Origin of the sequence: Pseudarthrobacter sp. efr-133-R2A-89, from assembly GCF_030209315.1 — a bacterium.
GTDB lineage: Bacteria > Actinomycetota > Actinomycetes > Actinomycetales > Micrococcaceae > Arthrobacter.
On record NZ_JARVSE010000010.1, the window covers coordinates 41,353 to 67,518 of the forward strand.

The window sequence follows — 26,166 nt, forward strand, 5'->3', positions numbered from 1 at the left end:
GACTAGCTACATTGTTAGTGAACTATCGGATGGTGGATCGAATGACTGCAGTACTTGAACCTCAGGCGGCCGGGCATTCGATCCCGGTGACGATAGACACCGAGCCCCCCGTCCAGCCCGCGGAAAGCCCGACGCCGGAACCCGCGGCACCCATGCATTGCGGCGTGGAAATGACGGCCACCCCCGTCCCCATTGCTTCCCTCGGCTGGGCGCCACTTGAGCTCGGCTCCTCCGAATGGTCCTGTGCCTGCGGGTACCGGATGGATAGCGAACCCGCCGGAGATCCGCTGGAAGCGGTCCGGCTGGCCTCCGCAAGGGTGGAAAGTATTCAGTGGGAACTGGATGCCGCGCAGGAGGGCTTCGCCAATGCAGTACGCAGCGCTTCGCGGCTGGGCGCCTCGCCGGACGCCCTGAGTGACGCGGCGGGCCTGACCGAGCTGGAACTCCGGGAGTTCCTCGCCGGCAGCGACCGGTTGCTGTAGCTCCAGGAGCTGTTCGGCCCCGGCCTCGTCCCGAAATAAAAAAGTCACGACGTCACGAAGTGCAGCCACCCGTCTGTTCGGGTGCAGCTGCACTTCGTGGGTTAAAGCGGTAAACAAGAATATAGCCGGCCGGCTCTGGCCCGATCAGGGGGGCGCGGCGAGCGGCCGGAACGCGCTATGCGGCTTGGCGGGCGGTCGTCGCGGAACGATGCCGCCGGTCAGCCAGCACGCTGATGGTGCAGGGTGCCTGGCCGGGATCGATCTTGGCCGGCAGGTGCCTGGACCGGGCGGCGGACCGGAGCATTTCCAGCGCATCCTCATCCACCCAGGCACTGGAGATATCAAGCTCCAGGTCCAGGCCCCCTTTGAGGGAGTTGGCACGCTTGGCCACGACATAGAGTGCGTTGATGCTGTGGATGGTGATATGCCCCTTTGCAATCACCTGGGCCCTGCTGTGGTCCAGGTCAATCCGGACCACGATATTAAGCTTCGAATTCACGTTGTAAAGCCTTCCCCGGCATTGGCTGCGACGCTGCAGCTTCTTGCATGGCCTGTTTGCTTAAGCCTCAACCAGATTAGGGACAGAATGTGATGTGCGCAACACTGCCGCATTTGTGACATCAAAACGAACGTTGGCCCTCCCGCTCTGATCCGTGATGTGATCAAGGCACGCCCAGTAGCACCGCCTCCGAAGGACACCCCATGAGCAAAGAACAGCTGATCATTATCGGTTCCGGCCCGTCCGGCTACACCGCCGCCATTTACGCCGCCCGCGCCGGACTGAACCCGCTGGTCCTGGCCGGCTCCGTCACGGCCGGCGGTGCCCTGATGAACACCACCGAAGTGGAGAACTTCCCCGGTTTCCCGGGCGGCATCCAGGGCCCGGAGCTTATGGACGGCCTGCAGCAGCAGGCGGAAAAGTTCGGCGCCCGCATCGAGTACGACGACGCCACGTCCGTTGAGCTCAAAGGCCCCGTCAAGCGCGTGGTCACCGGTGGCGGGGAGACGTACGAGGCGCAGGCAGTCATCCTGGCCACCGGCTCGGCCTACAAGGAGCTCGGCCTGCCGGAGGAGAAGAAGTTCAGCGGACACGGCGTCTCCTGGTGCGCCACCTGCGACGGGTTCTTCTTCCGCGACCAGGACATCATCGTCGTGGGCGGCGGCGACTCCGCCATGGAGGAAGCAACTTTCCTGACCCGCTTCGGCAAGACCGTCACCGTGGTGGTCCGCAAGGGCGAACTGCGGGCCTCCCGCATCATGGCGCAACGGGCCAAGGACAACCCCAAGATCCGGTTCGCCTGGAACTCCGCGGTCAGCGCCATCCACGGCGACGGCAAGGTCACCGGTGTGACCCTCACGGATACCCGCACCGGCGAAACCCGGCACCAGGATGCCACCGGAATCTTCGTGGCCATCGGGCACCTGCCGCGGACCGAACTCGTGGCCGGCCAAGTGGATCTGGATGAGGAGGGCTACATCAAGGTGGACGCCCCCACCACCTGCACCAACCTCTCCGGAGTCTTCGCCTGCGGCGATGCGGTGGACCACCGGTACCGGCAGGCCATTACCGCGGCCGGCACCGGCTGCGCGGCGGCCCTGGACGCGGAACGCTTCCTGGCAGCGCTGGAGGACGCAGCCAGCATCGCCACTGCGCTGGTGGAGGAACCGACGCACAACTGACGGGCAGTCCAGCGGCAGGCCCCCGGGGTCAGACCACTTCGGGGAGCCTGCCCGTTAATACAGAGACCGGAGCGGCGGACCAGCGCTCGCGTTCGGGCTCGTAGGAGATCACCATCGACGCGTCGTTCTCGCGGGCCTCGTCGATGGCCAGCAGCAGGGCATCCTCCATGTGCCGGGCATACTCCAGCCGCTCCGGCAGGGAACCCTGCAGGCCGGCGTCGTCAATCAGCACGTGGCCCTTGCCGTCCACAATGACCTTCAGTGAATACCCGCGGTCCTCGTGCAAGGACCCCCGGGTGGACGCAATCTCGGTGACCCGGTCTGCCCGGACCAGCCCGTTGCCCAGAGTGCGAACCCACACTTCACCCATGAAATGACCTCCCCTTGGCGGTGGGCGCGAATCAGCGCCCCATAAGGCGAACGCTACTCCTCGCCGGCCCTTTTGTGACCCCCGTATTTTTACCGCCGGGACGCACGCCGGCGGGGGGACCTTCGGCACTTTTGGCATGCGGTGGGGCCAGGGGAAGGTGGTGCCATGGCGGACAGGATTTCCACCGGCGGCAGCGGCAACATTGGCTCCGCAGTGGTCAACGCCTTGCTCCTGTACGGGCTCAACATCTGGCCCGGGTGGCAGGTGCTGCCCTTCCTCACCTCCGGCATGGTCCGCGTCCTTGACCTCATCAACGCGTCCCTGATCGCCGGCATCGTGGTGGGCGTGGTCTGCGTCCTGATCCGTGCCCGGGCCCTTTTGGCCGTGGGAAACCTGGTGGCGCTGGGCTTCGGCGTGGCCGCCATCATCCGCGTCTGGGAAGTCTTCCCCTTCGACTTCACGGGCGGCTGGACCGGCTGGCCGGTGCTGGTCCGGGTGCTCCTGGTGATCGCCATGGTGGGTTCGGTGTTTGGGGCCGTGGCGGAGCTGGTCAACCTGGTCCGTGCGTTGGCGGGCGTCGAGCCCCGGCCCAGGAAACGCTAGGGGCCCGGGGCTCTGCCACACCTCATCCCTCGCGTCACGCCCCTGATGCATTGGCGGCGGCCATAGGATAAATCTGATGACTTCCCCGGATGACGCCCAGCCCTTCAACCTGCGCAGTATTGCCGTCGCCGCGTTCGGTCCCACGTTGCTCTTCGGAATCGGGCAGGGTGCCATCCTCCCGGTGGTGGCATTGTCGGCCCGCGAGCTGGGCGCATCCGTGGCCGTGGCAGCCCTCATCGTGACCCTCATCGGCCTGGGCTCCTGGTTCTTCAACCTGCCCGCGTCCTTGGTGACCCTGCGCTTCGGAGAGCGCTGGTCCATCGTGGGCGCCGCCGTCGCCGCCGGCCTGGCCCTCGCGGCCGCCGCCACCTCCGCCCTGGCCCCGAACGGACTCTGGCTGCTGGCCGTGGCGATGACCGTCGTCGGGATGTCCGGTGCGGTGTTCGGCCTGGCCCGGCAGAAATACCTCACCGAGGCCGTGCCCGTGGCGTTCCGTGCCAGGGCGCTGTCCACCTTGGGTGGGGTGAACCGCATCGGCGTGTTCATTGGCCCCTTCGCGGGCGCGGCCGTGATGCAGTTCTTCGGCATCGCCGGCGCGTACTGGGTGGGCGTGGTGGCCATGGCCGCGGCAGCCCTGCTGTCCCTCACCATCCCGGACCTGGCGGTGCCGGACGCGCCGCCGGGCGGGGACGGTGCCGCCCAGCCCACGCTCCGGAGCGTGGCGGTCTCGCACGCGGGCGTGTTCCTCTCGCTGGGCGTGGGCATCCTGCTGCTCAGCGCGCTGCGGTCCTCCCGGCAGGTGGTGATCCCGCTCTGGTCCGACCATCTGGGCATGGACGCCACCTCCGCGTCCCTGATCTACGGCCTCTCCGGTGCGATCGACATGCTGGTGTTCTATCCCGCCGGCAAACTGATGGACCGCAAAGGCCGGCAATGGGTGGCCATCCCGTCCACGGTTCTCATGGGAACCGCACTGCTGTTGATCCCGCTCACCGGATCCTTCACGGGACTGCTGCTGGCTGCGCTGCTGATCGGCTTCGGCAACGGCATCAGCTCCGGGCTGGTGATGACCCTGGGAGCGGACTTCTCGCCGGACCGCGGCCGCGGCCAGTTCCTGGGCCTCTGGCGGTTCATGGCGGACGCCGGCTCCACCGGCGGCCCGGTGCTCCTCTCCGGGGTGACCGCCCTGGCCTCCCTGGGGCCGGGGATCTCAGCCACGGGCATCCTGGGGTTCGCCGCGGCGGCCGTGTTCGCCGTCGTGCTTCCCCGCCTCAAGCACCGCCGGAACTACTGACCCCGGCAGGCTATTCTCGACACATGACCGTCCCCGGCGTGAGCGCCCGCATTAGCCCCCTGCACAAAGCCGTGTGGTGGGCCCAGGACTATGCCTACGCCACCGGCTGGCAGGTCCGGGGGTTCCTCTCCCGGGTGCAGCCGGCCTCCTTCCGCACCGGCACCCTCCAGCCCGTGGTGATCATCCCCGGCGTCTACGAAAACTGGCAGTTCATGATGCCGCTCATCCGGGCCATCCATGATGCCGGGCACCCCGTGCACGTGGTCACGGTGCTGCAGCGCAACAAACTCAAGGTCCCGGACGCCGCCAGGCTGGTGGCCCAGCACCTGGAGGAGGCGGGCCTCCACAACGCCATCCTGGTGGCCCACAGCAAGGGCGGGCTGATCGGCAAATACACCATGCTGTCCCTGGATCCCGAGCACCGGATCGACCGGATGATCGCAGTGTGCGCACCATTCTCCGGTTCCCGCTACGCCCGGTACATGCTGCTGCCCAGCCTGCGGATCTTCTCGCCGCGCAACGCGCTGACCTTGCAGATGGCGCGCGAGCAGACCATCAACAGCCGCATCACGTCCCTGTACGGCCCGTTCGATCCGCACATCCCGGAGGGCAGCGTGCTCCCCGGCGCCACCAATATCGAGTTGCCTGTGGCCGGGCACTTCCGGATCCTCGGCGACCCGGGAACCGCGAGGATCATTGTGGAGCAGCTGAGCCTGCCGGCCTGACCGCACCCGGTGCTGCCCCTGCAGATGCTGCCGCCCCTTAACTGAAACGCTCCTCCGGAAAGCCTCGGCGGCCTTCCGGAGGAGCGCAATCAAAGCGTCCCGGACGGGTATTACCCGTCGGAGCCCGCCGGGGTGGTGGTGGCCGTGTAGCCCTCAAGCTTCAGCGCCGCCTGGGCATACTTCTGGTCGAACGTATCCGCCATGTTGACCTTGGAGGTATCAACACCAATGGTCTTCTCCTCGTCAAAGACTGTCTTGGGCCCGCCGGCGGGCATGATGCCGTCAGGGAGGAACTGGCCCTTGTCCTGGTCCAATGCCTTGACGTAATCGTCCTTGCTGATGGTGCTGTTCTGGACGAAGGCCGGCGGCAGCTTGTCCGCGATCTCCTGGGCCGAGTGGGTGCTGATCCAGTGCATGGTGTCCACGAGCGCATCCACCACCTTCTGGGCTTCATCCTGGTGGCTGTTGACCCAGTCCGCCTGGGCGAGCAGGCCTGCGGACGGCAGCGAACTGCCGAGGGCCGCCTTGGCGCCATCCGCCGTAGCCAGGTCAATGGCGGGAACCGCAAGGTTCTTGGCCTCGAGGGCGCCCACTGTTGGCTGGGTGGTCATGACGCAGTCGGCGGACCCGCGCTGGATGGCGGCGATGGCGGTGGCGCCGGCACCGACGGCGATGGTCTGGTAGTCGCTCTTGGACAGGCCGGCCTTGGACGCAATGAACTGGGTGAGTTCGTCGGTACCGGAGCCGAGATCCGTGACGCCGACAGTCTTGCCCTTGAGGTCGGCTCCGGAGTGGACGTTGGCCTTCGGGCTGCACATGATGCGCTCGCCGGGGGCGCCGGAGAGCTGGATGAGGTTGGTGACCTTCTTGCCTTTGGCCTGGAAGTCCACGGTATGGATGTACCACGCGCCGGCCATGTCCACCTGCCCGGACGCCATGGCCTCCTCCGCACCGACGCCGCCCTGCTGCTCGGTGGAGAGTTCCATCTTGACCCCGTACTTCTCGTAGTAGCCCAGCTGCTGGGCCAGTTGGTACGGGAGGTAGATCTGCTTGTCGATGCCGCCCACCATCATCTTCACGGTGGGCATGGAACTGGTGTCGGCGGAGGCGCTGCCGCCGGCGGACCCGCCGCTGGAGGCAGGGGTGGAACTGCTGCCGCAGGCTGCCAGGCTGAGGGCAACCGCTCCGGCGGCTGCAGCGGCAAGAATAGGGCGCTTCATCATCATTGTTTTACGCATCCTTTTGTTTGTCCCGATCGGGACATGGGTGGTGGGTTTAGGGGTAGTGCGGGTTGGAAAGCTGGGTCCGGGGTCCGGGGTCAGATGGCCTGGGCCTCGGAACGGTTCGGCGGTCGCCATTTGAGGAGCCTGTGCTCAAGGAGGTTGATCAGGGATTCGGCAAAGAGCGTGACGACGGCGATGATCACCATGCAGGCGAAGACCGTATTCGGATCGAAGGTCCCCTGCGCCTGGCTGATGATCAGGCCGATGCCTTTCTGCGCGCCGAGCACCTCGGCCACAAGGGCTCCGATGATGGCGAAGCCGAAAGCGGTGTGCAGGCTGGCGATAATCCACGTCATCGCGGAGGGAATGGTCACGTGCATCGCCACCTGGTACGGCGAAGCGCCGAGCACCCGCACATTCGCCACCAGGTTCTGGTCCACCTCACGGACGCCCTGGAAAGCGTTGAAGAACACCACGAAGAAGACCAGCACGGCCGCTAGCAGGATTTTCGGGAAGACCCCGAGGCCGAACGCCACGATGAAGATCGAGCCGAGCACGATGCGCGGAATCGAATTCACGATCCGGATGTAGGGCCCGACGACGGCCGACAGGTACTTGTTGGACCCCAGGAGGATGCCGAGGATCACGCCGACGAAGGTTCCCAGCAGGAAACCAAAGAAAGCCTCCTGAGCGGTGACCCCGAGGTTCTCCCAGATGGTGCCGAACGCCGTCCCTTCGGTGAAGAGCTTGACCAGGCTGTCCCAGATTTCGGAGGGCTGGCCGAAGAAGAATTTGTCCACCCAGCCTTCCGTGGTGAACCACTGCCAGCCGCCCACCACCGCGACGGCCAGGACCACCCGGCCGATCCAGATGGACGTGGTCCGGCGCCGGGCTTTGATCCGGCCGGCGCTCTTCGCTGCTGTTTCTGGTTCCACTGGCGTCTCGCTCTTGCGGGTTTCGGGGTGGGCAACGGTTGTCATGCCGCACCTGCCGTCAGGGCATAGGCGCGGGTGACTTCGTCCTTCAGGGATTCCCAAATACGGCCCTGGAGTTCCAGGAAGCGCTCCTCGTGCCGGATTTCCTGGACATTGCCGCGGGGCCGGGGAAGGTCGATGTCGAAGACGTCCTTGACGGACCCGGGGCTGCTGGTCATGATGACCACCCGGTCCGAGAGCGCCACCGCCTCGTCCAGGTCATGGGTGATGAACAGGACCGAGGGCCGCAGTTCCTCCCAAAGCTTGAGCAGTTCGTTCTGCATGATGGCCTTCGTCTGCACATCCAGCGCTCCGAACGGCTCGTCCATGAGGAGGATCCGCGGATTATTGATCAATGCCGCCGCCATGGCCACGCGCTTGCGCATACCGCCCGAAAGCTGGTGCGGGTACCGGTCCTCGAAACCGGCCAGGCCCACCCGGCGCAGCCAATCCCGGGCAAGGTCCGTGGCCTGGCGCTTTGGCATGCCGAGCAGGATGGGCCCCATCATGACGTTGCTGAGGACGCTCTTCCAGGGGAACAGGGCGTCCGCCTGGAACATGTAGCTCACGCCGTTGGTGATGCCTTCCACCAGGTTGCCGCCCACCCTTACCGAACCGGCACTCGGCTGCTCCAGGCCGGAGACCTGGGCCAGGGTGGTGGACTTGCCGCAGCCCGTGGGTCCGACGATCGAGCAGAACTGTCCGGCCTCGACGGTTACCGTCACATCACGGATGGCCGTGAAGGTTTCGCCTTTCGGCGTCAGGTAACGCTTCGTCAGGCCGGACACTTCGATCCGTGCCCCTTCGGCGGCCTTCTGCGGAGGCCCGGGCGGCCTGGGTGTGGGGGTGCTGTCCATTGCAAGACCTCGCTGTCTCTTGTCCATGTAGTTCTGGTTCGTGATGTTGGTCACTGGAACTGTGTGAAGCTTAGGAAGTGATCATTCCGGCCAGAAAGACTTCCGTAAGATGTGTGCTTTAGCCGCAAAAGTGCACGTTTTGTGCATTTTCTGCCCCCGTGCAAAAACCGTGCCTCCGAGGCTTCGATGAGCACCGAATCCGCGCCGCGCAGGCCACGGGCCGGCAGGCTTTTCACAACGCTGACGGCCCAAATCCTGCTGGCCTCGCTGTCGCTGCTGATCTTCACCGTGGCCTTGGGCGGTTTCCTCTTCTCGATGATCAGCAACCAGACGCTGGACCAGCAGTACCAGCTGCGCGCCCTCGGGATTGCGACCACCACGGCGCAGATGTCGGAGATCCGCTCCGCAGTGGCCTCCGCGGACCCCGGCCACCTCATCAACGGGATTGCCCGCCAGGTCATGGCAGCCGCCGGGACCGATTACGTCGTCGTCACCGACCGGGAGGGGATACGGTTCTCGCACCCGGATCCAGCGTTGATCGGCCACCGGCTGGAAGAACCGGTGGCGGTCCTGGACGGCCAAACCCATGTCGGTTTCGACCCCGGAAGCCTGGGCCGCTCCGCGAACGCCAAGGCCCCCATTTTCGGCGCAGACGGCTCGGTGGTGGGCCAGGTCTCGGTGGGGATAGAGGACACCCAGGTCCTGAGCAACCAGATGCAGAACATCTGGCTGATCACGGGCTTCTCCGCCCTGGTCCTGGCCTTGGGCGTCGTGGGCTCCCTGCTCCTCTCGCGGCGCATCAAGCGGGTCACGTTCGACCTGGAGCCAGCCGAGATCGCCTCCCTCCTGCAGGAACGTGAGGCCCTGCTCCACGGAATCCGGGAGGCCGTCGTCGGCCTGGACGACGACGGCAAGGTGACGGTGATCAACGAGGAGGCCCGGCGGCTGCTCCACCTGGAAGGGGAGGCCCTGGGGAAACCCATTGCCGAGCTGCTGCCGCATGGCCGCCTGCGGGACCTGCTGGCCGGCCGGCTCCCCGGTGCCGACCAGGTGGCGCTCACCGAGGATGCCCTGCTGGTTGTCAACAGGATGCCGGTGGCCACCGCCGGCCGCAGTATTGGGTCCGTGGTAACCCTTCGGGACCGCACCGAAATCGAAGGCCTGGTGCGTGACCTTCACTCGATCCAAGGTTTGATGGAGGCCATGCGGGCCTTGGAACATGAGTACGCGAACCGGCTCCACATTGTTGACGGCCTGCTGGAAATGGGGGACCTGGACCAGGCCAAGAAGTACGTCTCGCAGGTATCAACCATGTCCAGGTCCCTGGGGGAAAGGCTGCGCGCCAGCATTTCCCCGCCGGAGCTGGCTGCCTTGCTGCTGGCCAAGGTGGCCGTCGCCGCCGAACAGGACGTGCAGATGGAGGTGACCGCCGACTCCAGGCTGGAACATCCGGAGGCCGATCCCACCGAGCTGGTAACCATCGTTGGCAACCTCCTCGACAACGCCGTGGACGCGCTGGCGAATACGCCGCGGCCCCGCCGCGTGACGGTACAGTTCGACGACGCGGACGGCGTCTTCATTGCCGTCCGGGACAACGGGCCCGGCATCCCTGCCGACAAGCTTGACCAGGTCATGGTGGACGGATACTCAACCAAGGATCCGCGGCCTGGCATGCGTCGAGGCATCGGGCTGGCCCTGGTGAGCAGGATCGTGCGCAGGGCAGGGGGAACACTGGATGTGTTTCCAGGTCCCGGCGGTAACTTTGAGGTGTGGCTGCCGGCAAAGACGCAGGCAGCGGTTGAAGACAGGAGTGCAGGCGTTGATTAAGACGCTCGTCGTGGATGACGATTTCCGGGTTGCGGGCATCCATGCGGCCAGGGTGGAGCGGGTAGACGGATTCGAGTGCGTCGGCCAGGTCTACAGTGCCGCAGCCGCACGGGATGCCATAGTCCGTCTGAACCCGGACCTCCTCCTGCTGGACATCCACCTGCCGGACGAGGACGGACTCTCCCTCCTCCGGTCCCTGCAAGCAGCCGGAAACCAGATCGACAGCATCGTGATCACCGCCGCGCAGGACCTGGCCACCGTCAAATCCGCGATGACCAGCGGCGCCATCTACTACCTGGTCAAGCCCTTCGGATTCGACCGCCTCCGCACGCAGCTGGAGGCCTACAGGAAGTGGCGCGAGGAGCTGGAAGCCGTTTCGACGGCAAACCAGGCAACCATCGACAACCTCTACAAGGCACGGTTGGCAGGGATCAAGGCGTCGGCTCCGGCCCCGCGCCTCCAGCCCACCATGCAGAAAGTGTTCGACGCCGTCCGGGCCGCCCGCGGGCCCGTCAACGCCGCGGAAATTGCCGAGCAGCTTGGCGTCAGCAGGCCAACCGCCCAGCGCTACCTGAGCACCCTGGAACGGAAGGGCCTCCTGGTCCTGGACCTGGCGTACGGCAGTACAGGCCGGCCGATGAATTCCTACACGGTCTCCTGACTGCCGCACTGACCGGCCGGCCGCCGGTGCATGCTCGCTGATGTTGATATAACCGCAGGTCAAGCAGCAGTTGAAATTTCAAATACCTTGAGCATTTGTTGACTCTTTACCCCCTCGCTTCCTGAGCTTGGCCCTGCAAGGTAGGTACCAGCTAGTCAAACGAACGAACACCACAAAGTCTGAGGGGACATCATGAAGAACAGCACTCTGGTCAAGGGAACTGCCGCTATCGCCGTTGGCGCCGCACTGCTGCTGGGCGGCGGGGGCACCCTGGCCAACTGGAACGCCGAAGCAACTGCCGCTCCCGGCACCATCGTTTCCGGCGACCTGAACGTGGTCAAGGCCGTCAACGGCGTCTGGAAGGACCGCGCCGGCACCGTCATTCCCGATATCTCCGCTTACAAGGTTGTCCCGGGCGACAAGCTAACGTTCACCCAGGACCTGACCGTGACCCTGGTGGGCAACAAGATGGCCGCCAACGTCACCACCACCGGCATCAGCGCCACCAACGGCTTCACGCCGGCCAACGTCTCGGTCAGTGCTCCCGCGCTCACCGTGGGCAGCACCGCCGTCGCAAACCCCTTGGTTCCAACGGGGTCGGACCAGACGGTCACCGCAACCATCACCTTCGAATTCCTGTCCAGCACCACCGGCCGCGCGGACACCACCAAGAGCTACAACTTCAACAATGTGGCCTTCCAGCTGACCCAGGTCACCCAGCCCGGCCTCTCCTAGCCTGACGTGGCCGGGTGGCCCCAGGGCCACCCGGCCGGCAGTACCAGGAAACCGGACCAGGAGGAACCACATGCGCATCACGCGCTCACTGAAGGCAGCGGCATTGATCGCCGCTGCCGTGGTCCTGGGCCTGTTCACCGTGCAGGGAACCTTTGCCCTCTGGAACGCGTCCGCGGTGGCCGCTCCCGGAACCGTGTCCGCGGCCTCGTTCGACGTGGCGCTGACCGCGGTCAACTCCGGCACCACCACGAACATGACCCTGGCCAACGGGGCCGCGGCGAACCTGGTGTTGTCTCCAGCAGGCACGCTTGGGCCCGGGAGCCCGGTCTCCGGGGGAGTGGTGGTCACCAACAACACCAACGCCGGCGGCCAGTTCAACACCGCCACCACCGTGGGCCAGCCAACAGTGGCCAACACCGGTGGCGGCACGCTGGCCTCCTACATCATCGTGAGCGCGAAGACCGCCGCTTCCTCCACGGAATGCAGCTCCAGCACCGGCTACGCACAGATCGGCACCGGCGGCCTCGTCTCGCCCACGGTGGGCAAAGGCGGGTCCACCATCTTCTGCTTCCAGGTCAGCCTCGCCTCCACCGCCCCGTCAACAGTGAAAGGACAAGCAGTGACCATCTCCCTTCCACTCACCGCACGTCAACTCTGCGGGGTGCCCAGTGGCTGCTGACCTGACCGAACGCCTGCTCGGCGGAGCCACCGACCCCGAAACTCCGGCAGCCGGGCCAATGCCCGCACGCGGGCGCAAAGGCGCCTGGGCCGCCGTCGGACGCATTTTGACCATGGCGGCGATGCTGGTGGCCCTGTTCGCCGCCCTTGTCCTCATCGTGGTGCCGGTGGCGACCGGATCGCAGACCTACACCGTGCTGACCAAGTCCATGGCGCAGCACTACCCGCCCGGCACCTTTATGGTGATGAAACCGGTGCCGTTCGACGAACTCAAGTACGGAGACGTCATCACCTTCCAGCTGTACTCGGGCCGCCCCGACGTGGAAACGCACCGGATTGTCGGATTTGGTTCCACCCAGTCCGGCGAGAAGACGCTCATCACCAAGGGCGACAACAACGGGGCCAACGATCCGGAGCCCATCCGGGCCATCCAGGTCAAAGGCAAGCTGTTCTACGCCGTCCCGTACGTTGGTTTCGTGGCCAACTTCCTGGGCAATTCGGACCGGGAGATGTGGACGGTCATCGCGGCCGTGGCACTGATCGGCTATGGCTCCATCACGGTCTACAAGTCCGTGCGCAAGGCCCGCAAGCAGGATGACTCCGCTGCCGAGGCCGCCTAAATGCGGCGGCTGAGGAGCATTCCTGGCGCCACGCTCGCGGTGGGGGCATTCGTATTCACTGTGCTGCTGGGCGTCGGCGGCGGCACGGCCTCGGCCCTCTGGCAGCAAAGCGCGACGGCGAGCATGGCCGTCACGGCGTCCGGCACCTGGCCTGCCAACAAGTTTTCCGGATTCACGTGCACCAATGACAACCCCCGGCAGACCGCCGTCCTGTCAGCGGTGGGCTCGACGACGCCAACGGCACTCAGCTACGCCGCTCTCCAGTCGAACGGCACCTACGGGCCGGCCTACACCGAATCGGTGAGCCTGGGAACGACCAGCACGGTCACCCTGACCATCGCGTCGCAGATCGTCGTGGCCAACAGGACCACCACTCCGTTGACCATCCGTGTGACGGCCACGTACGCGGACCAGTCACAGACCACGGCCTCGGCCACAGTCTCGCTTGAGCAAGGAAACAACAGCAACAAAGTCACCTGCCTGTCCACCACGTTCTAGGCACCTGGCTTATCCGCCAGCTCGGCGGAAGAAGGTGCCGCTGCAACCCCCCACGCAGTGGCACCTCCTCCCGCCGAGCTGGCTTGGCGACACCCTCCGTCGTTGGCGACCCGGAGCCGCCCGCCCACGATATACGGGGCGCGCAGGGGAAAATGCGCCGCGAAAATGGATTTGCGCGTCGGTAGACTGCGCTCATGTCATCCCGAATCAGTGAACTCGTCCTGAATTGTGCCGACCCCGAACTGCTTGCGCGGTTTTGGTGTGGAGTCCTTGACTATGTCGAGCTGGACCGTGAGGAGGGCTCGATCGAAATCGGTCCGGCGGCCGGGTTCGGCGGGCTTCAGCCCACCATCATCTTCAGCCCCAGCAGCAACCCGCGTGTGGGGCGGCTCCCGCTGCACATCGACATCAACCCGGTGGACCGGGACCAGGATGCCGAACTGGAACGGTTGCTGGCACTGGGAGCGCGGCCGGCCGACGTCGGGCAGACCGGTCGCGAGCACTGGCACGTCCTGCAGGACCCGGAGGGCAACGAGTTCTGCCTCCTCCGCAGGCGGCTCGAACCCTAAGGGTGTGAAAGGCCGCGGATACTGAAGCGCCTGGGGGCGCCCACTTCAAGACGCCACCAGGCACTAGCAACTATCGACGGCGGCGCTCAAGTTACCCGGAGCAAATCCCGCAAGGTTCGGTCAAGAGTTTCCGGGTGCGGGCCGGGCGTCCAACCGCCGGAATACGATGGACGGCCCGCGGGGCCGGCTGCGCTGCCGACGTGTCCCGTTCAGGTACAAGGACCCTTTACCGGCGCGGCAGGGAAGGCGCTAAATTGTAGCTACCAATTGGGGCAATGCTCATTACAGCCCGCCGCTATGGAGGGACGAACGTGGAACTCTTCAGCGACAAACCAGCGGTCGCTGCGGCGGCCCTGACCAGGCTCGTCGCCGCCGAGGCCCGGGCTCCGGGAAAGCCGGCCGGCCGCCTCCAGGCATACCTCAGCGACCTGGTGGTGCGGAACGGGCCCCGCATCGTTGAGCAGCTCGCCATCGAACTGGCGCGCCAGCACCTGGCCACCATGGATCGGCTGGCCAAGGAGACGGGCAAGCCCGCCGCCCGCTACCTTGACGAAGTTGAGCTGGCGGCCGCCATGGATGAGAGCATTGGCCGGGACTCGGCGGATCCCGGCGAGGGGTACTGACGGACGCCGTTGACCCTTACAGGCCGGTCGTGTCCCGGCGCCGCGCCGCGAAGGCGAACAGGGACGTCGTTGCCACCGTCGCCAGGTACCCCGCGATCACAATCAGCGAGATCCCGGCCCAGAAGTAGTTCGTGGTGCTGGTTTCCTGCCACGGGCTGGGCGCAATCCGGATCAGCGAATAGACGGCCACCCCGGCCGAGGCCAATCCGATCAGCACCGGAAGCGTCAGCCAGATGCGTGCCGAACCAAGGTGCCGGCCGAACCCGTCCCACTCATTCCAGGAACCGCGGCGCAGGATCAGCCAGCCCGCAGGGATCATGAAGGCGCCCACCAGCAGGAAGGCGGCCACCACGTCCGCAGGCCGGTGCCACTGGTTAATCAACGTGGAGGCGCCGGACGCGATGGCAAAGGAACCACCAATGAAGCCGGCCATGGGGCGCCAGCGCGGGGATGCCATCAAGAACACGGCGGCCGCGGCCGAGGCCGCCAGCGTGGTGTGCCCGGACGGCAGGGAGTTGAGCTCAAGGGTCAGCACGCCTTTGTCCGGCCGGGCAGGCAGCAGGTCCTTGAGTACCTGCGTGGCCACGTTGGCGCCGATGCACGCCGCCACGGCGATTCCCGCTTCCGCCCAGTGCCGCCGGATCACCGTGACGAACAGGACCACGACGGCGGCCATCACCAGTGAGATGGTGGGCAGCCAGTCCAGGAACTGGGTGGCGGCCTTGCCTGCCGGTCCGTGGATGTCCACGGCTTCCACCAGCGCGGACTCATCGATGAACTGGCCCGTGGCGGTCTGGACGAAGAAGTAGTAGGTGGCAACCAGACCGGCAATGCAGGCCACAGTGGACAGCACGAACAGGAACGCCGAACCCGGAGCGGGCCGGGACGGTGTCCTGGTGGGTAGTTGCCGTGAAGAAGTCATCGCGCTTAAGGGTGACACAAAAAGCTGGACGGCCGCTCAGGGGCTGGTGGCATCCGGCTTGACGGGGCCGAGCCGGGGAATGCTTGCTGCCGCCACCAGTACTGCGAGGACGCCCAGGCCGAACGGCAGCGCAGTGGCTGTCGCGATGCCGCCCACCAGGAGCGGGCCGCCGGCGTCACCCAGTTCACGGCCGAGTTCGGCCGAGCCCATGGTCCGGCCCATCCGTTCCGGCGGAGTGGTGTCCGTCAGGTGCGCGAAGCCCAGGGGCGTGGCGGCGCCGATCCCTGTCCCGATGCACGCCGCGGCCACGAAAACGGTCACCGCGCCCGGGGCGGCCGCAACGAGGGCGATGCCCGCGGCAATCAGCAGCAGGCCGGCGGTGGTGCCCCTGTTGTCTGTGACGGCGTTCCGGTCCCGCAGCCTGCCGATCCACGGCTGGGTCAGCACCGAACCCAGCGCCACCACGCTCACTGCGGCGGTACCGGCGATGGCATCCATGCCATGGCGGGCAGCCAGCGCCGGCAGGAAACCGACGGCGGCACCCAGCGCCCCGGTGGAGGCGGCCAGCACCAGTGTGGGCACCAGGAAACGACGCTCGCCAAGCTGCCGGGCGAGGTCCATCACCGTGTACCGCTTGCGGGGCAGCGGCGGCAGGTGCTCGGCGGACACCAGCACCCACACAGCCGTGACTGCGGCCAGGACGGAGAGGGCGCCGAACAACAGCGGGAAACCGCCCGCCAGGATCAGACCCGCACCCAGCGGCGGGCCGATGATGTAGCCCAGGCTCTTCCAGGAGCCATACCGGCCAAAGTAGGTGCCGGCCTTGCCGCCGCGCGCCATCCGGGCCACCATCGCGGACGACGCCGGCGAAAAGGCCGACGCCGCCGCCCCCTGTCCCAGCCGGGCCAGGGCAAGGACCAGGGGATCGGCCGCGCCAAGTCCGATCAGCGACAGCCCGGCGAAGGCCAGCAGGCCGCCCACGACGACGGGTTTGGCGCCGATCCGGTCACTGAGCGCACCGAAGACGGGTTTGAGGAACACCTCGGCAACGTCATACAAGGCCAGCAGGATTCCGAGGTTCAGCAGCGTCAGGCCGATATTTCCGCTTTGCGAGCCCAATCCGGCCGCGATGCTGTGGGCGCCAAAAGCTGTGACGAATCCCGCTGCATACAGTGGCGCCGAGGACGAGCGGGCAGCCTGGCCTTCAGTGCTCATGATTGGGACTTTAGTACCTTCACAAACTTGTGAAAACTCCGAAGATTAATGCATGAACACCGTCATCCAAACCGTGGGCTTGCATAAGAACTTCGGCAGGGTCCGTGCCCTCGACGGGCTGGACCTTGACGTCCGGGCAGGGGAGATCCATGGCTTCCTGGGGCCCAACGGCGCCGGGAAATCCACCACCCTGCGCATCCTGCTGGGCCTGGCCAAGGCAACATCCGGTTCCGCCACCGTCCTTGGCATGGACCCGTGGACCCAGGCTGTTGAACTCCATCGGCGCTTGGCCTATGTTCCCGGCGACGTCAGGCTGTGGCCCAACCTTTCCGGCGGCGAAACCATCGACCTGCTCTCCCGGCTCCGCGGGGGTACGGCGGATGGTGCCGGGTACCGCCGCAGCAAGGACCGGCTGTGCGAGGCCTTCGACTTTGACCCGGCCAAGAAGGGGCGTGCCTACTCCAAAGGCAACCGGCAGAAGGTGGCCCTGATCGCCGCCCTTGCCACGGACGCCGAGCTTTACCTGCTCGACGAGCCCACGAGCGGCCTCGACCCGCTCATGGAGGCGGTGTTCCGTACGGAACTGCTTGCCGTCGTCGAGCGGGGTGCCACCGTGCTGCTCTCCAGCCACATCCTGACCGAGGTGGAGGTGTTGTGCCACCGGGTGAGCATCATCCGGGCCGGCAGGATTGTGGACGGCGGTACGCTGGACTCCCTGCGCCACCTGACCAGGACCGAAATTTCGTTCGCTGCCGATGGCCTGGACACAGACTCGCTGGCGCGGCTCGGTGCCGTGCATGACCTGGCGTTCGATGCCGGCCGGGTCAAGTTCAGCGCTGAATCGGACCGGGTGGCGGAGGTGCTGCCCGCCCTGGGTGCCCTGGCGGTGCAGGGGCTGACCATCACGCCGCCGTCGCTCGAGGAACTGTTCCTGCGGCACTACGGCGACACCGCGGCAGGTGCCGAATCCGGGGCGCGGCACGATGACGGGGACCACCGGCACGGCGGGCGCCGGCACCTGCTGGGTGCCAGGGGACGTGGCTGACATGGCCGTCCTCATGATCCTCTGGGGCCAGCGACTGCGCCGTGACCGCTGGCAGCTGCTGAGCTGGATCCTGGGAATCGGCGCCTTCGCCCTTTTCGCCGCCTCCGCTGTGACCCAGACCTACGGCAATGCCGCCAGCCGCGCCGAAATCCTGCAGGTGGCCATCGCCACCCCCGCGATCCTGATGCTGCGCGGCCTGCCCCGTGGCGCTGACCAGGGCGCCTTCACGTTCTTCCTGGTCTACGCCTTCCTGGCCCTGCTGGCCGGACTGATGAGCACCTTCCTGGCCGTGCGCCACACCCGTGCCGACGAGGAAACCGGGGGCGCCGAGCTGGTGGCCGCCACCCCCGCGGGCCGGCTCTTGCCCACTGTTGCCACCGTCCTCCATGGCGCGGCAGCCAATGTCCTGGTGGCGCTCGCCGTCTGCGCCGGACTCGCCGCCCAGGGCCTGGACCTGCAGGGGTCCCTCGTTGCGGGTGCGGCCACGGGCGCCGTCGGCCTCGCCTTCCTTGGCGTGGGCATCCTGGTGGCCCAGTTCATGAGCACATCCCGCGGCGCCAACGGTGTTTCCTCCGCCCTGGTTGTCCTGGCGTACGTGCTGCGCGGGATCGGCGACGCCACCGGAACCCCGCACGCTGACGGAACGTCCATGACCGAGGGCGCCGCCAGCTGGTTCTCACCCATCGGGTGGGGCCAGCAGACGTTCGCCTTCTCCGGCAACAGGGCCTGGCCGTTATTGCTGCCGCTGGGGCTCGGCATCGCCTGCCTCGGGGCCGCATGGGTCATCCTGGGCACCCGGGACAGCGGTGCCAGCGTATGGGGTGCCCACCCCGGACGCCTCACCGCCAGGCCGGGCCTGCGCAGCCCTGCGGCCCTCGCCTTGCGCCTGCAAGCCAACTCGATCATCGGCTGGGCACTGGGTGGCCTGGCCCTCGGCCTGCTGGCCGGGTCGCTGGGAAAGGCCATTGCCGCCGTCGACACGCCGGACACCAACATCACCGCGGTCCTGAGGTCGATCCTCCAGTCCCAGGGCACTTCCCTGACCCAGCTCATGGTGTCTGTCCTGTTCTCGATGGCAGGGATCCTGGCCGCTGCCTGCGCGCTGCAGGCCGTGATCAGGCTGAGGCAGGAAGAAGCCGCCGGGACCGCGGAACTGCTGCTCGCCGCTCCGGTGGGGCGGATGCGCTGGCTGGCCGGCTACCTTGTGCTCGGTGCCGCAGCAGTGGTACTGGTCATTGGCCTGACTGCGGTGGGCACGTGGATCACGCTGACCGGGTCCGGCGACCAGGCCATGCCGGCCGATGCACTCTGGCAAACCGCCGTGGCGCAGCTGCCGGCGGCGCTGATCTACCTCGCCGTGCCCGCCCTGGTGTTCGTCCTGTGGCCCGCCGCGACCATCGGCGTTGGCTGGGCCCTGCTGGGGCTCGGGGTCTTCCTGGGGATCTTCGGCGGCATGCTGGGCCTGAACCAGAGCGTCCGCGACCTCTCCCCGTTTACGCACACGCCGGTCCCGCACGGGAATGCGACCGACTGGAGCGGGGCGTGGTGGATGCTGGCCATCGCCGTCGTTGCCGGCGCGCTGGCCGTCGCGGCGATGCGGAGGCGGGAGGTGGGGGCGGCATGAGCACCGAAACGCGGGTGGATGCCGCCCGGGACGCCGGGGTGGCCGCCGCCGCTGCCGAACGGACGGCTGCCGCTTTCGCCGCCGCCGGGTTTCCCAAGATGCCCGCCAGGACGCTGCTGGCCCTGGTGTCATCCGAGCAGGGGAGCCTTACGGCTGCCGAGCTCGCGGAACGGCTCGGGGCCAGCGCCGCCGCCGTGTCCGGGGCGGTGCGCTACCTGCAGACCGTGGGCTTCGTGCACCGGGTATCCCAGCCCGGCAGCCGCCGCGACCTCTACGCACTGCACGACGACGAGTGGTACGTGGTGTCCATGCGCAACAGCCCCATTTACGAGAAGCTCGCCGACCTGACGGACGCCACCGCCGAGGCCTTGCCGGAAGGTTCGGAAGCCCGGGCCCGGGTGGCCGACATGGCCCGCTTCTACCGCTTCCTCAAATCGAGGATGCCGGCCTTGCTGGACGACTGGGAAAAGGAACGGGAGGCGCAGCCGTGACCATCATCGACAACGCGGTGTACGTGAACGGGCTGCGGACCGAGGACCCGGAGGACCTGGACGAAACCTACTTCCTCCTGCGGCAGCGTGAGGGGATGGCGTGGATCGGGCTCTACCGGCCCGATGCCGCCGAACTGGAGTCCGTCGGCGAGGAATTCGACCTCAACCCCCTGGCCGTGGAGGACGCGCTCGCCGGGCACCAGCGCGCCAAACTGGAACACTACGGCGAGTGCCTGTTCCTGGTGCTTCGGCCCGCCAGGTACCGCGACGACGTCGAAAAGGTCGACTTTGGCGAGATCCACGTCTTTGCCGGCGAAGAGTACGTCGTCACCGTCCGGCACGCCGAATCCCCGGACCTGGCCCGGGTCAGGCGGCGGATGGAGTCCATGCCGGAATTCCTGGCCCTCGGCCCGGACGCGGTGCTGTACGGCATCCTGGACCAGGTGGTGGACGAATACGAACCCGTCGCCGCCGGGCTGGAAAACGATATCGACGAGATCGAGGACGACCTCTTCGGCGCGGACCCGGACGTATCCCGCCGCATCTACGAACTGTCCAGGCAGGTGATCATGTTCCAGCGTGCCACCAGTCCGCTGGCCGGGATCCTGCAGGCCCTGATGTCCGGAACCCCGGACCGCGAGCAGGCATCGGAGCTGCGTGACCACTACCGGGACGTCCTGGACCACGTGCTCCGGCTCAACGAACGCGTGGCGGCCTTCCGGGCCCTGCTGCAGAACGCGCTCGCGGTCAACGCCGCCTTGGTGGCCCAGCGGCAAAACGATGAAATGAAGAACCTGACCGTTTCCAGCTATGCCCAGAATGAGGAGGTCAAGAGGATCTCCTCCTGGGCTGCCATCCTGTTCGCCCCCACGCTCGTGGCATCCATTTACGGCATGAACTTCCGCATCATGCCCGAGCTCGAGTGGGACTACGGCTACCCGTATGCCATTGGACTGATGCTGCTCCTCGGGCTCATCCTGTACCTGGCGTTCAAGCACAACAAGTGGATCTAGGTTTTCCACACCGCCGGTGCCGCAGATCCGGGAGGACTCCGGCGCCGGTACAGTGAAACGCATGCCCCGCCGTGATGCCCCGATACCCCCGCTGGACGAACTCCTGGCAGCAGCACACGTGGTCACCCTTCCCATGCGGGTGAAGTTCCGCGGCATCATGGAACGCGAATCACTGCTGCTCCGCGGGCCGGCCGGGTGGGGCGAGTTCTGCCCGTTCCCGGAGTACGGCGACGCCGAGGCTTCCCGCTGGCTGGCCGCCGCCATTGAAGCCGGGTGGCAGGGCTTCCCGGCGCCACTGCGCATGTCCGTGCCGGTCAACGCCACCGTGCCCGCCGTTCCCGCGGACCGGGTGCCGGAGGTCCTGGCCCGGTTCGGCCGGGTGGACGCGGTCAAGGTCAAGGTCGCCGAGCGCGGACAGTCCCTGGACGACGACGCCGCCCGGCTTCACGCCGTCCGGGCGGCCCTGCCCGGGGCCGCCATCCGGGTGGACGCCAACGGCGGCTGGGACGTGCCCGCAGCGGTGGAGGCCCTGACCCGGCTGGCCGCCGTGGGGCTGGAGTACGCCGAGCAACCGGTACCCACCATCGAAGGGTTGGCCGAGGTCCGCTCCCGGCTGCGGGACACCGGCACTCCGGTGCTGATCGCCGCCGACGAGAGCGTGCGCAAGGAAACCGACCCCCTGCGCGTAGCCAGGGCCGGTGCAGCGGACCTGATCGTCGTCAAAGTGGCCCCGCTGGGGGGAGTGCGGCGCGCCCTGGACATCGTGGCGCAGGCGGGACTTCCCGCCGTCGTCAGTTCCGCGCTGGACACCTCGGTGGGGATCCGCGCAGGCCTGGCCCTGGCCGCCGCCCTCCCGGAGCTGCCCTACGCCTGCGGCTTGGGCACGGTGTCGCTGTTTGAATCGGATGTCACACTGGACCCCCTGGTGGCCGACGACGGCGCGATCGGCCTCCGCGATGCGGTTCCCGACGCCGGGCTGCTGGAGCGGTTCGCGGCTCCGGCCGAACGCCGGGACTGGTGGCTGGACCGCGTCCGCCGGGTGCACGCGCTCCTCACCGCCTCCTGACACGGCCGCTCACTTTTGGCGGTTTTCCCTGACACGCCCGCTCACTTTTGGCGGTTTTCCCTGACACGCCCGCTCACTTCTGGCGGCTTTTCCGGGGACGCCCGCTCACTTCTGGCGACGTCCCTGCAGGTCACGGGCGGTTAACCATAACTTCATCGAATGGACGGTTTCCTGTAGGAACGGGCTGGAAGGGTGGGCGGGCACCCCAAAGACATTCCTTCGGAAGGTTCCCCATGTCTGAAACTGCCCGCAAGTTCACCCTGCTGCCCATGCTCGGCCATACGAAGGGCAAGCGCAGCCCGGTCACATGTGCACTCAAATGCGACAACGCCTGCGCCGGCGAGGTCTGCAACACCAGCTCCAACAGCTACTTCCGCGATATTGCCTCCGCCACCCTGTCCCGCCGCGCCGCCCTGGGCCTGGGCGCCGCCGGTGCGCTCGCCGTCGTCCTCGGTTCCGCGGTGAACTCCGCCGAACCCGCCTCCGCCGCAGGCCTTTCCAAGGCAGCCAAGGAGGGATTCGGCAAGTCCAAGCTGCAGTTCACCGCCATCAAGCCGGTGGACAAGGCCGTTGATGCCTTCACCGTCCCGGACGGATTCACCTGGCAGCCCATCATCCGCTGGGGTGACCCGCTGTTCAACGATTCCCCGGACTTCGACCTGAACAACCAGACCGCGGCAGCGCAGGCCCGGCAGTTCGGCTACAACAACGACTACACGGACATCGTGGAGATCCCGGACAGCAAGGGCCGCCGCGCGGTGCTGTTCACGAACCACGAATACACCAACGAGAACATCATGGTTCCCGCCGGCTACGACGCCAAGGAAACCCGCGCCATCGGACGCGCCGCCCACGGGCTGGCAGTCGTGGAACTCGAGCGCAAGAACACCACCAAGCCGTGGTCGTACGTCAAGGGCGCCCCGCTGAACCGCCGCTACCTCTCCGACACCACCTACGAACTGACCGGCCCCGTTGCCGGGTCGGCCCTGGTCAAGACCGTCGCCGACCCCACCGGCCGCGCCATCAAGGGAACGTTCGGCAACTGCTCCGGCGGCACCACCCCCTGGGGCACCATCCTCTCCGGCGAAGAGAACTTCAACGGCTACTTTGTCTCCGGCGGCACCTCCGCCAGCGACAAGCGCTACGGCCTCACCGCCAAGCCCACCGCGCGCCAGTGGGAGCTGGACGACCCCCGCTTCGATACCCGCAACGCCGGCTACGAAAACGAAACCAACCGGTTCGGCTGGATCGTCGAAGTCGACCCGTTCGATCCCACCTCCACCCCGAAGAAGCGCTCCGCTATGGGCCGCTTCAAGCACGAGGGCGCCAACGTGATCGTGGCCGAATCCGGGCATGTGGTGGCCTACATGGGTGACGACGAGAAGTTCGACTACCTCTACAAGTTCGTCTCGGCAGGGAAATACCGTGAGGGCGACCGCAGGCACAACATGGACCTGCTCACCGAGGGCGACCTCTACGTCGCCAAGTTCACCGGAAACTCTCCCGCTGCTGAGATCACCGGAACCGGGGCGCTCCCCGCCGACGGCGCGTTCGACGGCACCGGCGAATGGCTGCCCTTGGTGGTCGGCGGCAAGTCCGCCGTCCCCGGAATGTCCGTCGAAGAAGTCCTGGTCTACACCCGCCTGGCCGCGGACAAAGTGGGACCCACCAAGATGGACCGTTGCGAGGACGTCCAGCCCAGCCTGCACACCGGCAAGGTGTACGTGGTCTGCACCAACAACTCGGACCGCGGCACGGGTACCAAGGAAGGTGCCACCGAAGTCAACCCGCGCACGCAGAACCGCGATGGGCACATCGTGGAAATCACCGAAACCGGCGACCAGACCTCCACGAAGTTCAACTGGACCCTCCTGATGGTCTGCGGCGATCCCGCCCAGGGCGACGTCACCTACTTCTCCGGCTACCCGGTGGACAAGGTTTCGCCCATCTCCTGCCCGGACAACGTGGCCTTCGACTCTGTGGGCAACCTCTGGATCTCCACCGACGGCGCCCCGTCCGGGATCGGCTACAACGACGGGCTCTTCAAGGTCACCCTGGACGGCGTGGAGCGCGGCAAGGTGGAGCAGTTCCTCTCCGTTCCCCGCGACGCCGAAACCTGCGGCCCGGTCATTCACGACGACGAGCGCACCGTCTTCGTCTCCGTTCAGCACCCGGGCGAGGAAGGCACATTCGAGGCGCCGCACTCCTACTTCCCGGACTACGTCCCGGCAGGCACGACGCCGGCTCCCGGCCAGGTGCGCGCCCCCCGTCCCGCGGTGGTCCAGGTGTTCCGCGGCTAACCCCTTCCCGACGCCCTCTCACTTTTGACGGCTTTTCTGGCAACGCCCGCTCACCTTTGACGGCTTTTCTGGCAACGCCCGCTCACCTGTGCCCTTCTTGGGCGCATAAGGTGAGCGGGCGTTTCCTTTTGAGTTGCCATAGGTGAGCGGGCGTTTCCTTTTGAGTTGCCATAGGTGAGCGGGGGTTGGGGGATTGGCTGTCATAGGTGAGCGGGGGTTGGAGGGTGGCAGACTGGTTGGGTGACTTTGCCGAACGAACCCGCACCGGACACCTCCGCCGAAACCGATCCCGGGAACGCCAACGCCGCCCCCGGGTTGAGCGCCCTTGCTGCGGCACGGATCGCCGTCGACGTCCTGCTCGACGGCGGGGTGCGGCACGTGGTGGTGTCGCCAGGTTCGCGGTCGGCCCCCATGGCCTATGCCCTGGCCGAGGCGTCCGCGGCCGGCCGGGTGGAGCTCCTGGTGCGGATCGACGAGCGGTGTGCCGGCTTCACGGCCCTGGGCCTTGCCCTCGCCACCGGAACGCCGGCGGCCGTCCTCACCACGTCCGGGACCGCCGTCGGGAACCTGATGCCGGCGGTGATGGAGGCCAACCACGCCGCCGTTCCGTTGATCGTCCTGTCGGCGGACCGGCCGGAGGAACTGCGCGGGACCGGCGCCAACCAAACCACAGTCCAGCCGGACCTGTTCGGTGAGCAGGTCCGGTTCGCCGCCGACATACCCGCCGGGACCAGCCCGCAGCGCGCTGTGGAAACCGGGCTGTCAGCGGCCACCGGGGCATTCCCGGACCTGCCGCCGGGGCCCGTCCAGCTCAACCTCGCGTTCCGGGACCCGCTGGTTCCGTCGCCACGTGACGGCTTGCCCGACGCGGTGGAGCGGCAACGCTACCGGGTGGGATTCGAGCCGCTGGTCATGAACCTGCCGCCCGCCCCGGAGGACCTGCCCGAGCGGCGGACGGTGGTGCTCGCCGGGCACGACGCCGGGCCTGTCGCCGAGGCCTTCGCCCGCGCCCACAACCTCCCGCTCCTGGCTGAGCCCTCCTCCAACGCCAGGTTCGGACCCAATGCGCTGGGCCCCTACCGTCTGCTGCTGGAGCACTTCGGGCCCGGCTCAGCTCTCCCCATAGAACGGGTGGTGCTGTTCGGCCGGCCCACGCTGTCCCGCCCCGTGGCCTCCCTCCTTGCCCGCCCTGACATTGAATCAGCCCTGTACCAGCCGGTACCTGTCGCCTGGTACGAACCCGGGCGCCGCACCGAACTGCCCCTGGAAAACCTCGCGGACCTGGCCAACTTCGCCGGCCGCGGAAGCTCCGCCTGGCTGGACACCTGGCTCCTCGCCGGGTCGGCCGCCCAGCACGCGCTGGACCAGGTGGTCTCCGAAGAATCCGCCGCCACCGGACTGTCCGTCGCGGCCCTGGCGTGGAGGAATGCCCGCGGCCAACTGCTGCTCGGATCCTCCAACGGCATCCGGGACGTTGATCTCGCCGGTTTGCCGGCCCCGGATCCTGCCGCCACGGTCTACGCCAACCGGGGCCTGGCCGGGATCGACGGCACCATCTCCACGGCCACGGGCATCGCGTTGGGCGGGCTGCAGGAAACCACGGTCCTGCTGGGCGACGTGACGTTCCTGCACGACGCCGGCGGCCTCTTCCTCGGCGCAGGTGAGGAACAGCCGGACCTGCGGATCGTGGTCCTCAACGATTCCGGCGGCGCCATCTTCAGCCTGCTGGAGCACGGGGGAGTGGAGGAGGGCGGCCGCTACGGGGACGCCGTCGAACGCCTCTTCGGCACCCCGCACTCGGTGGACATCGCGGCACTTGCCAGGGCGTACGGCGTCGGGCATTCACTGGTCAGTACGACGGCGGGACTCGCCGAAGCGCTCGGCCAGCCTGTGCAGGGGCGCAGCATCGTCGAAGTCCGCACGGACCGCCGGCAGCTCAGGCAGCTCCATGCCCGCATCAAGGACGCCGTGTCCGCCGCCGTCGCGGGAGTCCTTGCGGGCCGGTAAGCGCCGCCCCCGCGTCGATGCCCCTCGACGGGTGAACTGCCCCGTGACGCAAAATTCCCTGGCG

27 protein-coding genes are annotated in these 26,166 nt (G+C 67.1%); 20 read left to right on the plus strand and 7 right to left on the minus strand.

Features of this window, described 5'->3' with window-relative positions; all coding sequences use genetic code 11:
• The first annotated feature begins 41 nt into the window (after nucleotides 1-41).
• Nucleotides 42-482 carry a hypothetical protein gene (locus QRM95_RS15900; protein ID WP_285248505.1) on the plus strand — a complete coding sequence of 147 codons (441 nt, stop codon included), beginning with the start codon at nucleotides 42-44 and terminating at the stop codon, nucleotides 480-482.
• Between the two features lie 175 nt (nucleotides 483-657).
• On the opposite strand, the gene QRM95_RS15905 is transcribed toward QRM95_RS15900, so the two are convergent.
• On the minus strand, nucleotides 658-981 hold the full coding sequence (locus QRM95_RS15905; RefSeq protein WP_285248506.1) for an aminoacyl-tRNA hydrolase: 324 nt from the start codon (nucleotides 979-981) through the stop codon (nucleotides 658-660).
• Between the two features lie 203 nt (nucleotides 982-1,184).
• Here QRM95_RS15905 and trxB point away from each other — a divergent pair, with 203 nt between their 5' ends.
• Nucleotides 1,185-2,162 (plus strand): thioredoxin-disulfide reductase, encoded by a 978-nt coding sequence (gene trxB / locus QRM95_RS15910; RefSeq protein WP_109044269.1) that lies wholly within the window; start codon nucleotides 1,185-1,187, stop codon nucleotides 2,160-2,162.
• 28 nt (nucleotides 2,163-2,190) lie between these two features.
• Here trxB and QRM95_RS15915 read toward each other — a convergent pair whose 3' ends face one another.
• Entirely contained in the window at nucleotides 2,191-2,532 is a 342-nt protein-coding gene (locus tag QRM95_RS15915) for a thioredoxin domain-containing protein (RefSeq protein WP_018760608.1), read from the minus strand.
• A 165-nt stretch (nucleotides 2,533-2,697) separates the two neighbouring features.
• On the opposite strand from QRM95_RS15915, the gene QRM95_RS15920 reads away from it, so the two are divergent.
• The 3 genes from QRM95_RS15920 to QRM95_RS15930 all read left to right on the plus strand — a co-directional run bounded on the left by QRM95_RS15920 (nucleotide 2,698) and on the right by QRM95_RS15930 (nucleotide 5,154).
• Nucleotides 2,698-3,135: a hypothetical protein gene (locus tag QRM95_RS15920; RefSeq protein ID WP_285248507.1), complete on the plus strand. Its 438-nt coding sequence runs from the start codon at nucleotides 2,698-2,700 to the stop codon at nucleotides 3,133-3,135.
• Nucleotides 3,136-3,211: 76 nt separating this feature from the next.
• A complete protein-coding gene (locus QRM95_RS15925; protein WP_285248508.1) occupies nucleotides 3,212-4,429 on the plus strand; it encodes an MFS transporter in 1,218 nt (405 codons plus the stop codon).
• Between the two features lie 23 nt (nucleotides 4,430-4,452).
• Nucleotides 4,453-5,154, plus strand: a complete 702-nt coding sequence (locus QRM95_RS15930; RefSeq protein ID WP_285248509.1) for an esterase/lipase family protein — start codon at nucleotides 4,453-4,455, stop codon at nucleotides 5,152-5,154.
• Nucleotides 5,155-5,264: 110 nt separating this feature from the next.
• On the opposite strand, the gene QRM95_RS15935 is transcribed toward QRM95_RS15930, so the two are convergent.
• The 3 genes from QRM95_RS15935 to QRM95_RS15945 all read right to left on the minus strand — a co-directional run bounded on the left by QRM95_RS15935 (nucleotide 5,265) and on the right by QRM95_RS15945 (nucleotide 8,208).
• Entirely contained in the window at nucleotides 5,265-6,374 is a 1,110-nt protein-coding gene (locus QRM95_RS15935) for an ABC transporter substrate-binding protein (protein ID WP_285248510.1), read from the minus strand.
• Between the two features lie 98 nt (nucleotides 6,375-6,472).
• Nucleotides 6,473-7,357: an ABC transporter permease gene (locus QRM95_RS15940; RefSeq protein ID WP_285248511.1), complete on the minus strand. Its 885-nt coding sequence runs from the start codon at nucleotides 7,355-7,357 to the stop codon at nucleotides 6,473-6,475.
• Nucleotides 7,354-8,208 (minus strand): ABC transporter ATP-binding protein, encoded by an 855-nt coding sequence (locus QRM95_RS15945; RefSeq protein WP_285248512.1) that lies wholly within the window; start codon nucleotides 8,206-8,208, stop codon nucleotides 7,354-7,356. The genes QRM95_RS15940 and QRM95_RS15945 overlap by 4 nt, the downstream gene beginning before the upstream one ends.
• A 186-nt stretch (nucleotides 8,209-8,394) precedes the next feature.
• Here QRM95_RS15945 and QRM95_RS15950 point away from each other — a divergent pair, with 186 nt between their 5' ends.
• The 8 genes from QRM95_RS15950 to QRM95_RS15985 all read left to right on the plus strand — a co-directional run bounded on the left by QRM95_RS15950 (nucleotide 8,395) and on the right by QRM95_RS15985 (nucleotide 14,419).
• A complete protein-coding gene (locus tag QRM95_RS15950) occupies nucleotides 8,395-10,035 on the plus strand; it encodes an ATP-binding protein (RefSeq protein ID WP_285248513.1) in 1,641 nt (546 codons plus the stop codon).
• Nucleotides 10,019-10,696, plus strand: a complete 678-nt coding sequence (locus tag QRM95_RS15955) for a response regulator (RefSeq protein ID WP_285248514.1) — start codon at nucleotides 10,019-10,021, stop codon at nucleotides 10,694-10,696. Before QRM95_RS15950 ends, QRM95_RS15955 begins: the two co-directional genes overlap by 17 nt.
• Before the next feature lie 192 nt (nucleotides 10,697-10,888).
• Nucleotides 10,889-11,431 carry an alternate-type signal peptide domain-containing protein gene (locus tag QRM95_RS15960; protein WP_285248515.1) on the plus strand — a complete coding sequence of 181 codons (543 nt, stop codon included), beginning with the start codon at nucleotides 10,889-10,891 and terminating at the stop codon, nucleotides 11,429-11,431.
• A 70-nt stretch (nucleotides 11,432-11,501) separates the two neighbouring features.
• Nucleotides 11,502-12,110, plus strand: a complete 609-nt coding sequence (locus tag QRM95_RS15965) for a hypothetical protein (protein WP_285248516.1) — start codon at nucleotides 11,502-11,504, stop codon at nucleotides 12,108-12,110.
• The gene (locus QRM95_RS15970; RefSeq protein WP_285248517.1) at nucleotides 12,100-12,729 is read left to right on the plus strand and encodes a signal peptidase I; all 630 of its coding nucleotides are present in this window, start codon (nucleotides 12,100-12,102) and stop codon (nucleotides 12,727-12,729) included. The genes QRM95_RS15965 and QRM95_RS15970 overlap by 11 nt, the downstream gene beginning before the upstream one ends.
• Nucleotides 12,730-13,227, plus strand: coding sequence for a hypothetical protein (locus tag QRM95_RS15975; RefSeq protein WP_285248518.1), 498 nt, complete (start codon nucleotides 12,730-12,732; stop codon nucleotides 13,225-13,227). It abuts the gene before it with no gap.
• Between the two features lie 194 nt (nucleotides 13,228-13,421).
• On the plus strand, nucleotides 13,422-13,796 hold the full coding sequence (locus QRM95_RS15980; RefSeq protein ID WP_285248519.1) for a VOC family protein: 375 nt from the start codon (nucleotides 13,422-13,424) through the stop codon (nucleotides 13,794-13,796).
• Between the two features lie 311 nt (nucleotides 13,797-14,107).
• Nucleotides 14,108-14,419 (plus strand): hypothetical protein, encoded by a 312-nt coding sequence (locus tag QRM95_RS15985; protein ID WP_285248520.1) that lies wholly within the window; start codon nucleotides 14,108-14,110, stop codon nucleotides 14,417-14,419.
• A 16-nt stretch (nucleotides 14,420-14,435) separates the two neighbouring features.
• On the opposite strand, the gene QRM95_RS15990 is transcribed toward QRM95_RS15985, so the two are convergent.
• Nucleotides 14,436-15,341, minus strand: coding sequence for a phosphatase PAP2 family protein (locus tag QRM95_RS15990; protein ID WP_285248521.1), 906 nt, complete (start codon nucleotides 15,339-15,341; stop codon nucleotides 14,436-14,438).
• A gap of 36 nt (nucleotides 15,342-15,377) precedes the next feature.
• Nucleotides 15,378-16,556, minus strand: a complete 1,179-nt coding sequence (locus QRM95_RS15995) for an MFS transporter (RefSeq protein WP_285248522.1) — start codon at nucleotides 16,554-16,556, stop codon at nucleotides 15,378-15,380.
• Nucleotides 16,557-16,608: 52 nt separating this feature from the next.
• On the opposite strand from QRM95_RS15995, the gene QRM95_RS16000 reads away from it, so the two are divergent.
• From QRM95_RS16000 to menD, 7 genes are all read left to right on the plus strand, one after another.
• Nucleotides 16,609-17,601, plus strand: a complete 993-nt coding sequence (locus tag QRM95_RS16000; RefSeq protein ID WP_285248523.1) for an ABC transporter ATP-binding protein — start codon at nucleotides 16,609-16,611, stop codon at nucleotides 17,599-17,601.
• A complete protein-coding gene (locus QRM95_RS16005; protein WP_285248524.1) occupies nucleotides 17,540-19,225 on the plus strand; it encodes an ABC transporter permease in 1,686 nt (561 codons plus the stop codon). The genes QRM95_RS16000 and QRM95_RS16005 overlap by 62 nt, the downstream gene beginning before the upstream one ends.
• Nucleotides 19,222-19,716: a GbsR/MarR family transcriptional regulator gene (locus QRM95_RS16010; protein ID WP_285248525.1), complete on the plus strand. Its 495-nt coding sequence runs from the start codon at nucleotides 19,222-19,224 to the stop codon at nucleotides 19,714-19,716. The genes QRM95_RS16005 and QRM95_RS16010 overlap by 4 nt, the downstream gene beginning before the upstream one ends.
• Entirely contained in the window at nucleotides 19,713-20,729 is a 1,017-nt protein-coding gene (gene corA, locus QRM95_RS16015) for a magnesium/cobalt transporter CorA (protein WP_285248526.1), read from the plus strand. Before QRM95_RS16010 ends, corA begins: the two co-directional genes overlap by 4 nt.
• 61 nt (nucleotides 20,730-20,790) lie before the next feature.
• Entirely contained in the window at nucleotides 20,791-21,795 is a 1,005-nt protein-coding gene (locus tag QRM95_RS16020) for an o-succinylbenzoate synthase (RefSeq protein WP_285248527.1), read from the plus strand.
• Between the two features lie 233 nt (nucleotides 21,796-22,028).
• The gene (locus tag QRM95_RS16025; RefSeq protein ID WP_285248528.1) at nucleotides 22,029-24,095 is read left to right on the plus strand and encodes a PhoX family protein; all 2,067 of its coding nucleotides are present in this window, start codon (nucleotides 22,029-22,031) and stop codon (nucleotides 24,093-24,095) included.
• Between the two features lie 246 nt (nucleotides 24,096-24,341).
• On the plus strand, nucleotides 24,342-26,102 hold the full coding sequence (gene menD, locus QRM95_RS16030) for a 2-succinyl-5-enolpyruvyl-6-hydroxy-3-cyclohexene-1-carboxylic-acid synthase (protein ID WP_285248867.1): 1,761 nt from the start codon (nucleotides 24,342-24,344) through the stop codon (nucleotides 26,100-26,102).
• Nucleotides 26,103-26,166: the final 64 nt, after the last annotated feature.

Coding starts and splice junctions, on each gene's coding strand:
- QRM95_RS15900 (WP_285248505.1), top strand. CDS start 42: ATGACTGCAGTACTTGAACCTCAGGCGGCCGGGCATTCGATCCCGGTG.
- trxB (WP_109044269.1), top strand. CDS start 1,185: ATGAGCAAAGAACAGCTGATCATTATCGGTTCCGGCCCGTCCGGCTAC.
- QRM95_RS15915 (WP_018760608.1), bottom strand. CDS start 2,532: ATGGGTGAAGTGTGGGTTCGCACTCTGGGCAACGGGCTGGTCCGGGCA.
- QRM95_RS15920 (WP_285248507.1), top strand. CDS start 2,698: ATGGCGGACAGGATTTCCACCGGCGGCAGCGGCAACATTGGCTCCGCA.
- QRM95_RS15925 (WP_285248508.1), top strand. CDS start 3,212: ATGACTTCCCCGGATGACGCCCAGCCCTTCAACCTGCGCAGTATTGCC.
- QRM95_RS15930 (WP_285248509.1), top strand. CDS start 4,453: ATGACCGTCCCCGGCGTGAGCGCCCGCATTAGCCCCCTGCACAAAGCC.
- QRM95_RS15935 (WP_285248510.1), bottom strand. CDS start 6,374: ATGAAGCGCCCTATTCTTGCCGCTGCAGCCGCCGGAGCGGTTGCCCTC.
- QRM95_RS15940 (WP_285248511.1), bottom strand. CDS start 7,357: ATGACAACCGTTGCCCACCCCGAAACCCGCAAGAGCGAGACGCCAGTG.
- QRM95_RS15945 (WP_285248512.1), bottom strand. CDS start 8,208: ATGGACAGCACCCCCACACCCAGGCCGCCCGGGCCTCCGCAGAAGGCC.
- QRM95_RS15950 (WP_285248513.1), top strand. CDS start 8,395: ATGAGCACCGAATCCGCGCCGCGCAGGCCACGGGCCGGCAGGCTTTTC.
- QRM95_RS15960 (WP_285248515.1), top strand. CDS start 10,889: ATGAAGAACAGCACTCTGGTCAAGGGAACTGCCGCTATCGCCGTTGGC.
- QRM95_RS15965 (WP_285248516.1), top strand. CDS start 11,502: ATGCGCATCACGCGCTCACTGAAGGCAGCGGCATTGATCGCCGCTGCC.
- QRM95_RS15975 (WP_285248518.1), top strand. CDS start 12,730: ATGCGGCGGCTGAGGAGCATTCCTGGCGCCACGCTCGCGGTGGGGGCA.
- QRM95_RS15980 (WP_285248519.1), top strand. CDS start 13,422: ATGTCATCCCGAATCAGTGAACTCGTCCTGAATTGTGCCGACCCCGAA.
- QRM95_RS15990 (WP_285248521.1), bottom strand. CDS start 15,341: ATGACTTCTTCACGGCAACTACCCACCAGGACACCGTCCCGGCCCGCT.
- QRM95_RS15995 (WP_285248522.1), bottom strand. CDS start 16,556: ATGAGCACTGAAGGCCAGGCTGCCCGCTCGTCCTCGGCGCCACTGTAT.
- QRM95_RS16000 (WP_285248523.1), top strand. CDS start 16,609: ATGAACACCGTCATCCAAACCGTGGGCTTGCATAAGAACTTCGGCAGG.
- QRM95_RS16005 (WP_285248524.1), top strand. CDS start 17,540: ATGACGGGGACCACCGGCACGGCGGGCGCCGGCACCTGCTGGGTGCCA.
- QRM95_RS16010 (WP_285248525.1), top strand. CDS start 19,222: ATGAGCACCGAAACGCGGGTGGATGCCGCCCGGGACGCCGGGGTGGCC.
- QRM95_RS16020 (WP_285248527.1), top strand. CDS start 20,791: ATGCCCCGCCGTGATGCCCCGATACCCCCGCTGGACGAACTCCTGGCA.
- QRM95_RS16025 (WP_285248528.1), top strand. CDS start 22,029: ATGTCTGAAACTGCCCGCAAGTTCACCCTGCTGCCCATGCTCGGCCAT.